This is a genomic window from Achromobacter sp. EG18 (genome assembly GCF_059759395.1).
This window is the reverse complement of record NZ_CM186213.1, coordinates 6,229,227-6,241,557: the sequence shown is the minus strand read 5'-3', so window position 1 is coordinate 6,241,557 and position 12,331 is coordinate 6,229,227. Positions and strand designations below refer to the sequence as shown.

Annotated in this window: 14 protein-coding genes; 4 read left to right on the top strand and 10 right to left on the bottom strand. The window is 67.9% G+C overall.

Features of this window, described 5'->3' with window-relative positions; all coding sequences use genetic code 11:
- Positions 1-7 precede the first annotated feature (7 nt).
- The 7 genes from AC6CR5_RS28730 to AC6CR5_RS28700 form a co-directional block, all read right to left on the bottom strand.
- The gene (locus AC6CR5_RS28730; protein ID WP_006388428.1) at positions 8-139 is read right to left on the bottom strand and encodes an entericidin A/B family lipoprotein; all 132 of its coding nucleotides are present in this window, start codon (positions 137-139) and stop codon (positions 8-10) included.
- A 41-nt stretch (positions 140-180) separates the two neighbouring features.
- Complete coding sequence (locus tag AC6CR5_RS28725; protein WP_006388427.1) at positions 181-876, bottom strand: fumarylacetoacetate hydrolase family protein; 696 nt, start codon at positions 874-876, stop codon at positions 181-183.
- A gap of 81 nt (positions 877-957) precedes the next feature.
- Positions 958-1,260, bottom strand: a complete 303-nt coding sequence (locus tag AC6CR5_RS28720; protein ID WP_054443043.1) for a Dabb family protein — start codon at positions 1,258-1,260, stop codon at positions 958-960.
- On the bottom strand, positions 1,260-3,137 hold the full coding sequence (locus tag AC6CR5_RS28715) for an ABC transporter permease (RefSeq protein WP_498085119.1): 1,878 nt from the start codon (positions 3,135-3,137) through the stop codon (positions 1,260-1,262). The genes AC6CR5_RS28720 and AC6CR5_RS28715 overlap by 1 nt, the downstream gene beginning before the upstream one ends.
- Before the next feature lie 13 nt (positions 3,138-3,150).
- Positions 3,151-3,843, bottom strand: coding sequence for an ABC transporter ATP-binding protein (locus AC6CR5_RS28710; protein ID WP_020924491.1), 693 nt, complete (start codon positions 3,841-3,843; stop codon positions 3,151-3,153).
- The gene (locus AC6CR5_RS28705) at positions 3,843-4,604 is read right to left on the bottom strand and encodes an ABC transporter ATP-binding protein (RefSeq protein ID WP_006388423.1); all 762 of its coding nucleotides are present in this window, start codon (positions 4,602-4,604) and stop codon (positions 3,843-3,845) included. Before AC6CR5_RS28705 ends, AC6CR5_RS28710 begins: the two co-directional genes overlap by 1 nt.
- Before the next feature lie 10 nt (positions 4,605-4,614).
- Positions 4,615-5,394, bottom strand: coding sequence for an SDR family NAD(P)-dependent oxidoreductase (locus AC6CR5_RS28700; protein ID WP_054484690.1), 780 nt, complete (start codon positions 5,392-5,394; stop codon positions 4,615-4,617).
- A 217-nt stretch (positions 5,395-5,611) separates the two neighbouring features.
- On the opposite strand from AC6CR5_RS28700, the gene AC6CR5_RS28695 reads away from it, so the two are divergent.
- The 4 genes from AC6CR5_RS28695 (at position 5,612) to AC6CR5_RS28680 (ending at position 8,927) form a co-directional block, all read left to right on the top strand.
- Positions 5,612-6,010: a cupin domain-containing protein gene (locus AC6CR5_RS28695; RefSeq protein ID WP_006388421.1), complete on the top strand. Its 399-nt coding sequence runs from the start codon at positions 5,612-5,614 to the stop codon at positions 6,008-6,010.
- A 90-nt stretch (positions 6,011-6,100) separates the two neighbouring features.
- The gene (locus AC6CR5_RS28690) at positions 6,101-7,312 is read left to right on the top strand and encodes an ABC transporter substrate-binding protein (protein ID WP_238920318.1); all 1,212 of its coding nucleotides are present in this window, start codon (positions 6,101-6,103) and stop codon (positions 7,310-7,312) included.
- Positions 7,309-8,073 (top strand): SDR family NAD(P)-dependent oxidoreductase, encoded by a 765-nt coding sequence (locus AC6CR5_RS28685; RefSeq protein WP_272559070.1) that lies wholly within the window; start codon positions 7,309-7,311, stop codon positions 8,071-8,073. The genes AC6CR5_RS28690 and AC6CR5_RS28685 overlap by 4 nt, the downstream gene beginning before the upstream one ends.
- Before the next feature lie 14 nt (positions 8,074-8,087).
- Positions 8,088-8,927, top strand: a complete 840-nt coding sequence (locus tag AC6CR5_RS28680) for an IclR family transcriptional regulator (RefSeq protein ID WP_054472026.1) — start codon at positions 8,088-8,090, stop codon at positions 8,925-8,927.
- Here the strand turns inward: AC6CR5_RS28680 and ppa are convergent, their stop codons facing one another.
- Genes ppa through AC6CR5_RS28665 form a run of 3 tightly spaced genes read right to left on the bottom strand, consistent with a single transcriptional unit; the run spans position 8,928 to position 12,299 of the window.
- Positions 8,928-9,458 (bottom strand): inorganic diphosphatase, encoded by a 531-nt coding sequence (gene ppa, locus AC6CR5_RS28675; RefSeq protein WP_006388417.1) that lies wholly within the window; start codon positions 9,456-9,458, stop codon positions 8,928-8,930. It lies immediately after the preceding gene.
- Positions 9,459-9,487: 29 nt separating this feature from the next.
- Entirely contained in the window at positions 9,488-11,101 is a 1,614-nt protein-coding gene (locus AC6CR5_RS28670; RefSeq protein ID WP_026383143.1) for a heme biosynthesis HemY N-terminal domain-containing protein, read from the bottom strand.
- Positions 11,102-11,105: 4 nt separating this feature from the next.
- Positions 11,106-12,299 carry a uroporphyrinogen-III C-methyltransferase gene (locus tag AC6CR5_RS28665; protein ID WP_409138251.1) on the bottom strand — a complete coding sequence of 398 codons (1,194 nt, stop codon included), beginning with the start codon at positions 12,297-12,299 and terminating at the stop codon, positions 11,106-11,108.
- Positions 12,300-12,331: the final 32 nt, after the last annotated feature.

Below are 12,331 nucleotides of genomic sequence, written 5' to 3'. Positions count from 1 at the left end.
CGGACGATTATTTGTCGGCGGCGTTGGTGATGGCGTTGCCGGCCCGCGACATGTCCTTGCCCATGCCCGCCACGGTATTGCAACCGGCGAGTACGAAGCCGAACACGACGAAGGCGGTCAGCACGATCTTGCTGCGCATGCTGGCGCTCCTGAAGTGAAAAAACGGTTCCGGGGCGTACTTTAAACGATCTGGACGCGGAGTTCGCCCAGGCCTTCCACGCCGCCGGTGATGACATCGCCCTGCACCACGGCGCCCACGCCTTCCGGCGTGCCCGTGAAGATGATGTCGCCCGGTTGCAGCTCGAACAGGCCCGACAGGTAGGCGATGCTTTCCGGCACGTTCCAGATCATCTGGGAGATATCGCTGGCCTGCTTGCGCTGGCCGTTCACGTCGAGCCAGATGGCGCCCTTGTCGAGCGTGCCGACCACGCTGCGCGGATGGATCGGGCCCAGCGGCGCCGACAGGTCGAAGGCCTTGCCCACTTCCCAGGGACGGCCCTGCTTCTTCATCTCGCCCTGCAGGTCGCGGCGCGTCATGTCCAGGCCCAGGGCATAGCCCCAGACGCAGTCGTTGGCTTCTTCAACGGGGATGTCGCGGCCGCCCTTGCCCAGCACCACCACCAGCTCCATTTCGTAGTGCAGGTTGGAGGTCTTGGGCGGGTAAGGCATCTTGCCCGTCTCGCCGTCGGCCACGCTCAGCACCGCGTCGGCGGGCTTGCAGAAGAAGAACGGATCTTCACGGCCGGTGAAACCCATTTCCTTGGCGTGCTCGGCGTAGTTGCGGCCGACGCAGTAGACGCGGCGCACCGGAAACAGCGCGGCGCTGCCGGCAACGGGAACCGCGGTCAGCGGCTGGGGAGGCAATACGTAGTCCATGATCTATCAACCTATGACGGGTGGGACGGTCCGATGGCAAAAATCATCCGCGAGTGTATCCCTTTCCGGGAACGCGAATATTCAGGAAATTGTAGGGATTTCCCCGTCGAACACCACCAGGCGTTCGATGAAATCCGCCATGTAGGCCTTCATTTCCTGGTGGGCGGGCGACACCTGGTAGCGGTCGTGGGCGGAGGCATCGGTGAAAGCCGCCACCACGGCGTGGGTCAGGCCGTCCGCGCGGCTGGCCAGATTGGGCCGGAAGGCGTAGCCGGCCACCCCGTCGCATTCGGCCAGGATGCGGTCGCAGTACCCCTGCACCCGGTCATGGAAGCGCGCATCGGCGGCGCCGGACAATTGCAGCATCACGACATGCAGGAACATCAGGACTCCTTTTTCGAACGGGCGACGGCCAGCCAGGCCCGGGACACCAGTCCCATGATGCCGTCGCGGAACAGCAGGACGCAGAGGATGAAAATGGCGCCTTGCACGATCAAGACCCAGGAACCCAGCGGCGCCAGGTAATTCTGCAGCGAGACGAAGGTGAAGGCGCCGGCAAGCGGCCCGAACACCGTGCCGATGCCTCCCAGCAGCGCCATCAGCACCACTTCGCCGTTGGCGTGCCAATGCACGTCGGTCAGCGAAGCCACGCCGAACACCAGCACCTTGAGCCCGCCGGCCAGCCCCGCGACCGCGGCCGACAGCGTGAAGGCCAGCAGCTTGTAGCGCGAAGTCGAATAGCCCAGCGAGCGGGCACGCTGCTCGTTGTCGCGCACCGATCGGATCACCTCGCCGAAGGGCGAGTTCAGCACCCGCAGCACGAAGGCGTAGCCCAGCGCGAACACCGCCAGCGTGAAGTAGTACATCGGCATCACGCTGTCCAAGTCGAACAGGCCGAACAGCTTGCCGCGCGGCACGCTCTGCAGGCCGTCCTCGCCGCCGGTGAAGCCCGCCTGCACCGCGATGAAGTACACCAGTTGCGACAACGCCAGCGTGATCATGGCGAAGTAGATGCCCTGGCGCCGGATCGCAATGGCGCCGAACACCAGCCCCAGCAGGCCGCCGGTCAGCACGCCGGCCAGCAGGCCCAGTTCCGGCGTCGCGCCCAGCAGCTTCATGACGATGCCGGTGGCGTAGGCCGCCGCGCCAAAGAAGGCCGCATGGCCGAACGACAGCAGGCCGACATAGCCCACCAGCAGGTTGAAGGCGGCGGCGAACAGCGCGAAGCACAGCACCTTCATCAGGAAGGTGGGATAGACGAACCAGGGCGCGGCCAGCGCCACCACGGCCAGGCCTGCCATGCACCAGCGCATGGCGCGGCGGCCCAGCTGCACCGGCTCGCGCGTGGCTTCGGCCGCCAGCACGTTCTGCACCTGCAACGGCTTGCCAAACAGGCCGGCCGGCTTGCACAGCAGCACCAGCACCATGATGATGAAGATCGCCAGGTTGGCGGCCTCCGGGTAGAACACCTTGGTCAGCCCCTCGATGATGCCCAGCCCGAAGCCGCTGACGATGGCGCCCATGATGGAGCCCATGCCGCCGATCACGACCACGGCGAACACCACCACCACCAGGTTCGAGCCCATCATCGGGCTGACCTGGTAGATGGGCGCGGCGATCACGCCCGCCACCGAGGCCAGCGCCACGCCCAGCGCGTAGGTCAGCGTGATCAGCAGCGGCACGTTGATGCCGAATGAGCGCACGATGGTCGGGTTCTCGGTGGCCGCGCGCAGCATGGCGCCGACCCGGGTCTTCTCGATCAGCACCCACACCGCCAGGCACAGCACCAGCGACACCACCACCGCCCAGCCGCGATACCAGGGCAGGAACATGAAACCCAGGTTGACCCCGCCGGTCAGCGCCTTGGGGATGGTGTAGGGCAGCCCCGACACCCCATAGGCCTGGCGCAGCCCGCCCTCGATCAGCAAGGCCAAACCGAAGGTCAGCGGCAGCCCGTACAGATGGTCCATGCGGTAGGTGCGCGAGATCAGCACGCGCTCGACCACGATGGCGAACGCCGCCATGATGAGCGGCACCAGCACCAGCGCGGCCCAGTAGTTCACCCCCAGGTAGTTCAGCAGCATCCAGGCCAGGAACGCGCCCGCCGTGTACTGCGCGCCATGGGCGAAGTTGATGATGTTCAACAGACCGAAGATCACCGCCAGCCCGATCGAGAGCAAGGCGTAGAACGAACCGTTGATCAGGCCGAGCAGGAGCTGGCCGAACAGTGCCGTGGACGGCACGCCGAAAATTTCGAACACAGGATTCTCCCCCTCAGACACCCAGGCGGCGCGCGATCCGCCCGGGATCGTTGCGCGCCTCTTGCGCCGACAACTGGTCGACCACGCGGCCATGCTCCATCACGTAGTGGCGGTCGGCCACCTTGGTGGCGAAGCGGAAATTCTGCTCGACCAGCACGATGGTGAAGCCGCGCTCCTTGAGCGTGCGGATGGCCTGCCCGATCTGCTGCACGATCACCGGCGCCAATCCTTCGGTGGGCTCGTCCAGCAGGATCAGCTGGGCGCCAGTGCGCAGGATTCGCGCGATGGCCAGCATCTGCTGCTCGCCGCCGGACAGGTTGCCACCGGAGCTGCCGCTGCGTTCGCGCAGGTTGGGAAACAGGGTGTAGATCTCGTCCAGCGACATGCCGCCGTCGGCCAGGCGCGGCGGCAGCATCAGGTTCTCGGTCACGTCCAGGCTGCGGAACACCGCGCGTTCCTCCGGGCAATACACCACGCCCAGGCGCGGGATGCGGTGCGGCGCCATGCCCACGGTTTCCTGGCCATTGAGCCGGATCGAGCCGCGGCGCTTTTCCAGGATGCCCATGACGGCGCGCAGCGTGGTGGTCTTGCCGGCGCCATTGCGGCCCAGGATCGTGACCAGCTCGCCGCGCCGCACCTCGATGTCGACGCCGTGCAGCACATGCGATTCGCCATACCAGGCGTTGAGGTCCTTGATCGACAGCATCAGTCGTCTCCCTCGTCGGCGCCCATGTAGGCGGTAATGACGCGCTCGTCGCGCGACACCGTGGCGTAGTCGCCCTGCGCCAGCACCGCGCCACGCGCCAGCACCGTGATGGAATCGGACAGGTCCGCCACCACCGACAGGTTGTGCTCCACCATCAGAATGCTGCGATTGGCCGAGACCCGGCGGATCAGCGCCGCGATACGGGCCACATCTTCCTGGCCGAGGCCGGCCATCGGTTCGTCCAGCAGCATCACTTCGGGTTCCAGGGCCAGCGTCATGGCGATTTCCAGCGCGCGCTTGCGGCCGTAGGGCAGCAGCGCCGCCGTGGTGTCGGCCAGGCCCGCCAGGCCGACGGCCTCCAGCAGGGCCAGGCCCTGGTCGTTGAGCCGATCGACGCTGCGGCGGCTGCGCCAGAACCGCATGCCGTCGCCATGCTGGCGCATCAGCGCCACGCGCATGTTCTGCAGCACGGTCAGCCCCAGGAACACCGCCGAGATCTGGAACGAGCGCACGATGCCCAGGCGCGCGATCTGCTCCGGCGCCAGCGCGGTGATGTCGCGGCCGCGGTAGTGGATCGTGCCCTGGTCGGGCGTCAGGAACTTGGTCAGCAGATTGAAGCAGGTGGTCTTGCCGGCGCCATTGGGGCCGATCAAGGCATGGATGGAACCTTCCCGCAGGGCCAGGGACACGCCGTCGACGGCATTGAAGCCGCCGAACCGCTTGACCAGCCCCTGGGCGGACAGAACCGCTTGGGTGCTCATGGCCGTCCTCCTACATGCGGGCCAGCAGGCCGCCGTCGATGGCCAGCACGTGGCCGTTGACGAACGCGGCGCCCGGCGAGGCCAGGTAGACCACCGCCGGCGCGATGTCTTCGGGCGTGGCCCAGCGTCCCGCCGGCACCGCGGTCGACAGGAACGACTGGAACTGCGGATTGTCTTGCAGCCCCTGGGTGAAGTCGGTGCGCACGAAACCCGGCGCCAGCGCATTGCAGGTGACGCCCTGGCCGCCATACTCGACCGCCAGCGCGCGGGTGAACGCCGCGATCGCGCCCTTGGCGGTGGCGTAGGCCGCGATGTTGGGCATGGTGGCCTGGCCCGCGACCGACGACATCAGCACGATGCGGCCGAAGCCGCGCGCCGTCATGGCGGGCAGCACCGCGCGGGCGCAATGGAAGGCGCCGTTGACGTGGACGTTCTGCAGCGCCTGCCACTCGGCCGGAGTCATCTCGACCACCGGCTTGCGGTTCTGGTTGCCGGCATTGCTGACCAGCACGTCGATGGCCACGCCATCGGCTTCCAGCTGCGCGACGGCCGCCGCCACGGCGGCGCCGTCGGCCACGTCGAACACCGCGCTACGCGCCGTGACGCCGGCCGCGGCCAATCGTTCGCAGGCGCCATCGCAGGCGGCCTGCGACAGATCGTTGATGATCACGCGCGCGCCCGCCCGGCCCAGGCCGGCGGCAATCGCATAGCCCAGCCCGCGCGCGCCCCCCGTCACCAGCGCGGTGCGCCCGGCCAGCCCGAAGGCCTGGCCCAGATAGTCCTGATTCAAGCTTGTCTCCTTGTTTTATAGGCGCCGGATCTCTCGCCGCGGCGACCTTCGGGACTGGCTCCTGAAGGTCGCCGCGCCCTGGCCCGGCCCGTGTCGCTCCGCTTTCCTTGCTGGAAAACGTGATTGACATAAATCTCAATATACGCGACTATTTTTAAACACTCAATAACAAGATTTTTAGTTTTTCTTCCATAACGAGTTTTGGCTAGGAGACATCATGGCCCTCGAAACCCCTGGCTGCCCTGCGGCCAACGCGCTGCCGCCGCTGGCATCGCGCTTTTTGAAAGTGGATGAATTGCCCTGGAAACCCACGCAAGTGGCAGGCATCGACATGAAGGTACTGATGCAGGACAAGGAGTCCGGCCTGCTGACCGCCCTGTTCCGCTGGCAGCCGGGCACCGAGCTGCCGCTGCACGAGCACGTCGAGGTCGAGCAGACCTACGTGCTGGAAGGCTCGATCGTCGATGCCGAAGGCGAAGTGCGCGCCGGCGACTACGTCTGGCGCCCGCGCGGCAACCGCCACGTGGCGCGGGCGCCGCACGGCGCGCTGGTGCTGAGCTTCTTCCTGAAACCCAATCTGTTCATCGACGCCTACGCCGGCCAGACGCTGGAATAGACGCCGGAACAGGCGCACCCCGGCAAGACCCGCGCGACCGCCCGGCACAGGATGGCGCGCCAAGATACAAGCCCCCGAGGAGACAAACCCATGAAGATCCGTTTCAAGCATTGCCTGGCCGCCTGCGCGCTGGGCGCCGTTTCACTGTCGGCCCAGGCACAGGTGTCCGACGACGTCGTCAAGATCGGCGTGCTGGGCGACCAGTCTGGCATGATGGCCGACCTGTCCGGCAAGTTCGGCGTCGAGGCCGTGAAGATGGCCGTGGAGGATTTCGGCGGCACGGTGCTGGGCAAGCCGATCGAGGTGGTGTCCGCCGACCACCAGAACAAGGTGGACATCGGCGTAGCCACCGCGCGCCGCTGGTACGAGAACGAAAAGGTCGACCTGATCCTGGACGTGCCCAACTCCGCCATCGCCCTGGCGGTGCAGGACCTGACCCGCCAGATGAAGCGCGTGGTGATCTTCACCAGCGCCGGCTCGGCCGACCTGACCGGCAAGGCGTGCTCGCCCAACGGCATGCACTGGACCTACGACACCTACGCCTACGCCACCGGCGTGGCCAGCGGCGTCATGGAGGACGGCGGCAAGAGCTGGTACTTCATCACCTCCGACTATGCCTTCGGCCATTCGCTCGAACGCGACGCCATGGCGGTGGTCAAGGCCAAGGGCGGCCAGGTCGTGGGCAGCGTGCGCCACCCCATCGCCAGCGCCGATTTCTCGTCATTCCTGCTGCAGGCGCAGGCCTCCAAGGCCCAGGTGATCGGACTGGCCAACGGCAGCGGCGACACCATCAACAGCATCAAGCAGGCCTTCGAGTTCGGCATCATGGGCAGCAAGCAGCGCGTGGCCGCGCTCTTCATGAGCATCGTCGACGTGCGCAGCGTCGGGCTGGAATACGCGCAGGGGCTGAACCTGGTCGAGCCGTTCTACTGGGACCAGGACGACAAGGCGCGGCAATGGTCCGAACGCTACTTCAAGCGCACCGGGCGCATGCCCTCGATGGTGCAGGCCAGCAACTACAGCGCCGCCATGCACTATCTGAACGCCATCAAGGCGGCCGGCACCGACGGCTCCGAGGCGGTGATCAAGAAGATGCACGAAACGCCCATCAACGACTTCATGACCGAGAACGGCCGCGTTCGCGAGGATGGCCGCGTGATGCGCGATCTGTACCTGTTCCAGGTGAAGAAACCGTCCGAATCGAAGCGCGACTGGGACTACTACAAGCTGGTGCGCAAGATCCCCGCCGAACAGGCGTTCCGTCCGCTGGACCAGGGCGGCTGCGCGCTGGTGAAGCCATGAGCGGCGGCTCACTCGGACTGCTGGCCGGCAAGCGCGCCGTGGTCACGGGGGGCGCCAACCCCCGTGGCATCGGCGCGGCCATCGTCGCGCAGTTCCTGGCGCAGGGGGCCAGCGTGGCGGTGCTGGACCGCGACTACCCGGCCGGCGCCGACGCCGCGCTGGCCGGCGGCCGCGTCAACCTGCACTGCGACGTGTCGAGCGGCGCCTCCTGCGAGCAGGCCGTGGCGCGGGCGGCGCAGGCGCTGGGCGGCATCGACCTGCTGGTCAACAACGCCGGCATCGTCGCCGCGACCCGCATCTGGGACCTGCCCGAGGACGAGTTCCGCCGCATGCTCGACGTCAACCTGACCGGCACCTACAACGTCACCCGCGCCGCCCTGCCCCATCTGTTCGAGAGCGGACGCGGTCCCGCCATCGTCAACCTGGGCTCGACCGCCGCATTGCGCGGCGGCGGGCTGCTGGGCGGTTCGCACTATGCCGCGTCCAAGGGCGGCGTGATCAGTTTCACCAAGGCGCTGGCGCGCGAACTGGGGCCTCGCGGGGTACGCGCCAACTGTGTGGCGCCGGGCATCATCGAGACCGACATGACGCTCGGCAAATTCGGCGAAAATTGGGAACAAGAACTCAAACAGGGCATTCCGCTGCAACGCTTCGGCTCTCCGGCCGAAGTGGCGCAGGCCATTCTGTTCCTGGCCTCGGACCTGTCCTCCTACTCAACCGGCATCGTGGTCGACGTCAACGGCGGCTTCCACATTCACTAGGCGCGTCAGCAGCAATGAGCACTCCCGATCGCATGTTGTCCATCCTCGACCTCTTCCGCGACGACACCACCGCCGCCTTCCAGGAGGACGTCATGGCGCATCTGGAGTGCTCGCGCGCCACCGCCTACCGCTATCTCAAGTCGCTGACCGAAAGCGGGCTGCTGGCGCCCACCGCGGGCGGCGCCTACGTGCTCGGCTCGCGCATCATCGAGCTGGACCGGCACCTGCGCCGGCACGACCCGCTGATGCGCGCGGCCCGCGACGTCATGCGCGCCACGGGCGACGAACTCAACGCCAACCTGATGCTGTGCAGCTATTACGGCGACAAGGTCATGTGCGTGGACCGCTACTGGACCGACCATTCGATCGAATCCAGCTACGCCCGCGGCCGCCCCTTCCCGATGTTCCGCGGCGCCACCGCCAAGCCCATCCTGGCCAACCTGCCGCCTTACCAGTTGCGCAACCTGATGCTGTGGCACGCCGCCGAGATCCGCGAGGCCGGGCTGGGCGAGGACTGGGATGCGTTCCGCGCCAACCTCAAGCAATTGCGCGCGGCCGGCGTGTGCGTGTCGCACGGCGAGGTCGACCCGGGCCTGATGGGGATCGGCTCGGCGATCTTCACGCCCGACCAGAAGGTGGTGGGCAGCCTGGTGTTCATCGCCGCCGAGGCGCGCACGCCCGCCAAGCGGCTGGCGCTGCTGCAGGAACGCATTCAGGAGGCGGCGGCGCAGGTGACGCAGAATCTGCAGGGCCTGCAAGACAACGGCGCGGCGGCGATCGGCATCATGCCGTCGCGGCCGCGCCGCCTGAAGACGCCCGCCGGTGCGACACCGGCGCGGCGTGGCAAGGCCTGATCAGGCCTTGTTGTAGCGCTCGGCGCTCTTGGTGATTTCCTCATGGGCGGCATCGACGCCCTTCCAGCCCTTGACCTTGACCCACTTGCCCTTTTCCAGGTCCTTGTAGTGCTCGAAGAAATGCTGGATACGGGCGGTGTCTTCGGCCGGCAGGTCCTCGTAGGACTTGATGTTGCGGTACGGGGGGTACAGCTTTTCGATCGGCACGGCCAGCAGCTTGGCGTCGCCGCCGGACTCATCGTCCATTTCCAGCACGCCGATGGCGCGGCAGCGCACCACGGCGCCGATCTGGATCGGGAACGGGGTCAGCACCAGCACGTCGGCGGGGTCGCCATCTTCCGACAGGGTCTGCGGGATGTAGCCGTAGTTGCACGGGTAGTGCATGGCCGTCAGCATGAAGCGGTCGACGAAGATCGCGCCCGATTCCTTGTCGACCTCGTACTTCACCGGGTCGGCGTTCATGGGGATTTCGATGATGACGTTGAAGTCTTCCGGCAGCTTCTTGCCGGGGGGCACGCGGTCATAACTCATGATGGAACCTTGTCAGTCTGAAAAGAGGATCAAAGCGAACCGTCGTCCTTGAACGGCGGCTTGGTGGTCGGCACCGGCACGGCGGGCGGCGCGGCCGGCTTGGGGGCGGCCGGCGTGGCCGGCGTATAGGTCGGCACGGGATTGTCGAAAGCCGCCGCGGGAATCGGTGCGCTGTCGAAATACTCGTCGATGTCGGAAGTGCTGCCGCCGACGACCGGCGCGTCTTCGGGCGCCAGGGCGCGGGCCTGCTGCTCCTTGCTGGCGCGGGCATCCGGATCCAGCACGTAGTCGGACGCCGATGCCGCCACGGCGGGCGGCAACGCGGGATAGTCGCCGCCGATCTCGGCGTCGCCATCCGATAGCCCCACCGCGTAGCCGCCCTCGGCGTCGACGTGGTAGGGATCCGATCCGGTATCCGCGGCCGGCAGCGCCGCGTCCGCGGCCAGCACCGGCAGCGCCATGCTGGCGGCCGTCGCCAGGCGCCAGTGGCGCACCGCGTCGGCCGGCCGATCGAGGCGGTCGTACAGGCTGCCCAGCAGCGCGTGCGTCTGCGCGTCGCTGCGGCGCGACAGGCTGCGCAGCAGGTAGCGCTCGGCCTGGCCCCACAGCTGGCCGTTCAGGCACAGCATGCCCAGCGCGGTCAGCAGATCGGGATCGGTGGGACGCTGCTGCAGCCAGGTCTCGGCCTTGGCCAGGCGACGCGAGACCTGCCCGGCATCACAACGGGCGTAGGCAGCCACCAGGGCGGGATTGAATTTCACGGCGATGGCGGCTTCCAGCACCTTGGCGGCCTCGTTGGCCTCGCCCGCCGCCTCGAAGGCGGAGGCGCCGGCCAGCGCGATTTCCGGCAGCAGGCGCTCTTCGGCCTTCAGGTCTTTCCAGATGGCGCGCCAGGCGTCATTGGCCGCACCCGCGCGCAGGCGCGCCGCGCCGGCCGCGTCGATCAGTTGGTCGCCTTCGCTGCGCGCCAGCGCATTGCGGCGCAGCAGGCCGCGCGCCAGCGTGAAGACCTGCTCGTCATGATGCAGGGCCGTGTGGGCGCGCAGCAGCAGGCGCATGGTGTGCAGATGACGGGCGCCGCCGTCGGCCAGCGGCGCCAGCACCGCCAGCGCGCGTTCGGCGCGGCCCTGGTCGAGCAGCATGTCGGCCGACACCGTGGCGGTGGCCTCCACCAGGCCCGGCTCGGCGCCGGCATGTTCCTGGGCCACGGCCAGCAGGCGGTCACGGCGGTCGAATTCACCCAGGCCATGCGCCGCGCGCGCGGCGGACAAGGCGGCCAGCACACGGCGGGTCTGCACCTTGGTCTGGTCGAGCAGGCGGGTCAGGTCTTTCTCGGCATGGGAATAGCGGCCTTCCAGCAGGCCGATCCAGCCGCGTTCGAGCAATTCGTGATCCCGCGCCTGCGCTCGCTTGCCGCGCCAGGCGCGGACGCGATCGGGAATCGCCAGCAGCCAGGCCAGCAGGCGCAGGCCCACGTACAGCACCACGAAGGCCGCCACGATCAGCAGCACGGCCAGCGTCAGCGACATGGAGATGCGCCACGGCCACACCAGCAGCAGCACATTGCCGGAATGGGAACGCAGCACCACCGCCAGGGCGACGGCGATGACGGCAAGCAGCAGGGTCCAGAACCAGGTACGCATGGGCCTAGTCCTGGTCGGTGGTCTTGAAGCCGGCGGCGCGCAGGGCGGCCACGGCGTTCAGGCTGTCGGAGACGTCCGGCATGCGCACGGCGATGTCCGTCTGCGCCAGTTCGCGGGCCAGGTTCTGGGCCGCGACCGTGTCAGGTGAGCGGTTGTCGAAGTACTTGGCCAGCGTGGTGCCGACGTTGTCGAGTTCGCTCTTCCAGACCGCGGGCTGGCGCATCAACATGGCCAGTTGCACGGTCAGCAGACGCTGGCGCAGCGTGCCGCGCACCTGGTCGGCCTGTTCCGGCGACAACAGCAGCGCCGCGGGTTCGTCCACGCGCTGGATGGTGATCAGGCCGCCCAGTTCATGCGCCAGCGCCGAACCGGCACGGCCAGGCCAGGACGCCACTTCGGCGCGCCAGCGTTGCCACCAGGGCGCATCGGCCGGCAAGCCGGCCTGCGGGTCGGCCACGGCCGGAGCCGGGGCCGCGGGACGGGCGTCGCCGGCGGCGGCGATGCCGGGCGCGGCGGCGTCCGGCACCAGCAGCGGTGCCTTGCCGATCAAAGCAGTCAGGCGCTCGATGCGCGCCGATTGGGCGGGGATGTCCACGGTGGACACGGCGCGCAGGCGGTCCAGGTCGCCATTGATGGCTTGCTGCAGGCTGGAGAAGCGCGGACGGTCGGCGCGGGCCAGCCGCGACTGCGCAGTTTCCAGCGCGACGATGGCGTTGGAGACGTTGCCGGCCAGGCGCAACTGCTGGCTGCCGATGGTCAGCAGGCGCTCGACGTCGTTGGCCAGCAGTTCGTCACTGGCGCTGTCGTTGAAGTTCTGCCAGGCCTGTTGCAGGGCGTTGTACTGGCTCTGGGTCTCGCGCACGCTTTCTTCGAGGTCGCCCAGGCGACCGGCCTGGGCTTGCGCCAGCGCCAGCGCTTCGCGCGTGTCCTTGCGCGCCTGCGCCACGTCGGCGGTCAGCGTATCGAGCCGCGAGGCGACCTCGCGGCCGGCGGCGACGAACTGGATACGCTGTTGCCACAGCGCGTAGCCCAGGCCGACGGCCAGCAGGATGACGATGATGAGGGCGGTGACCAGGGGGCCACTGCCGCGCTTGGCCGGACGGGCCTTGACGGAATCGGCCGGGGCCGATGCGGGCGCGCTGGCGCCCGGGGCGGCCGGGTGAACGGCCGGATCGGTAGCGGGAGTCTTGTCTGTCATGACGCGATTGTATTCGGTGTCAGTCCGAAGCA

Bases quoted from the DNA above. Each gene is read 5' to 3' on its own strand.
- AC6CR5_RS28730 (WP_006388428.1), bottom strand. From the start codon at position 139: ATGCGCAGCAAGATCGTGCTGACCGCCTTCGTCGTGTTCGGCTTCGTA.
- AC6CR5_RS28725 (WP_006388427.1), bottom strand. From the start codon at position 876: ATGGACTACGTATTGCCTCCCCAGCCGCTGACCGCGGTTCCCGTTGCC.
- AC6CR5_RS28720 (WP_054443043.1), bottom strand. From the start codon at position 1,260: ATGTTCCTGCATGTCGTGATGCTGCAATTGTCCGGCGCCGCCGATGCG.
- AC6CR5_RS28710 (WP_020924491.1), bottom strand. From the start codon at position 3,843: ATGCTGTCGATCAAGGACCTCAACGCCTGGTATGGCGAATCGCATGTG.
- AC6CR5_RS28705 (WP_006388423.1), bottom strand. From the start codon at position 4,604: ATGAGCACCCAAGCGGTTCTGTCCGCCCAGGGGCTGGTCAAGCGGTTC.
- AC6CR5_RS28695 (WP_006388421.1), top strand. From the start codon at position 5,612: ATGGCCCTCGAAACCCCTGGCTGCCCTGCGGCCAACGCGCTGCCGCCG.
- AC6CR5_RS28690 (WP_238920318.1), top strand. From the start codon at position 6,101: ATGAAGATCCGTTTCAAGCATTGCCTGGCCGCCTGCGCGCTGGGCGCC.
- AC6CR5_RS28685 (WP_272559070.1), top strand. From the start codon at position 7,309: ATGAGCGGCGGCTCACTCGGACTGCTGGCCGGCAAGCGCGCCGTGGTC.
- AC6CR5_RS28680 (WP_054472026.1), top strand. From the start codon at position 8,088: ATGAGCACTCCCGATCGCATGTTGTCCATCCTCGACCTCTTCCGCGAC.
- ppa (WP_006388417.1), bottom strand. From the start codon at position 9,458: ATGAGTTATGACCGCGTGCCCCCCGGCAAGAAGCTGCCGGAAGACTTC.
- AC6CR5_RS28670 (WP_026383143.1), bottom strand. From the start codon at position 11,101: ATGCGTACCTGGTTCTGGACCCTGCTGCTTGCCGTCATCGCCGTCGCC.
- AC6CR5_RS28665 (WP_409138251.1), bottom strand. From the start codon at position 12,299: ATGACAGACAAGACTCCCGCTACCGATCCGGCCGTTCACCCGGCCGCC.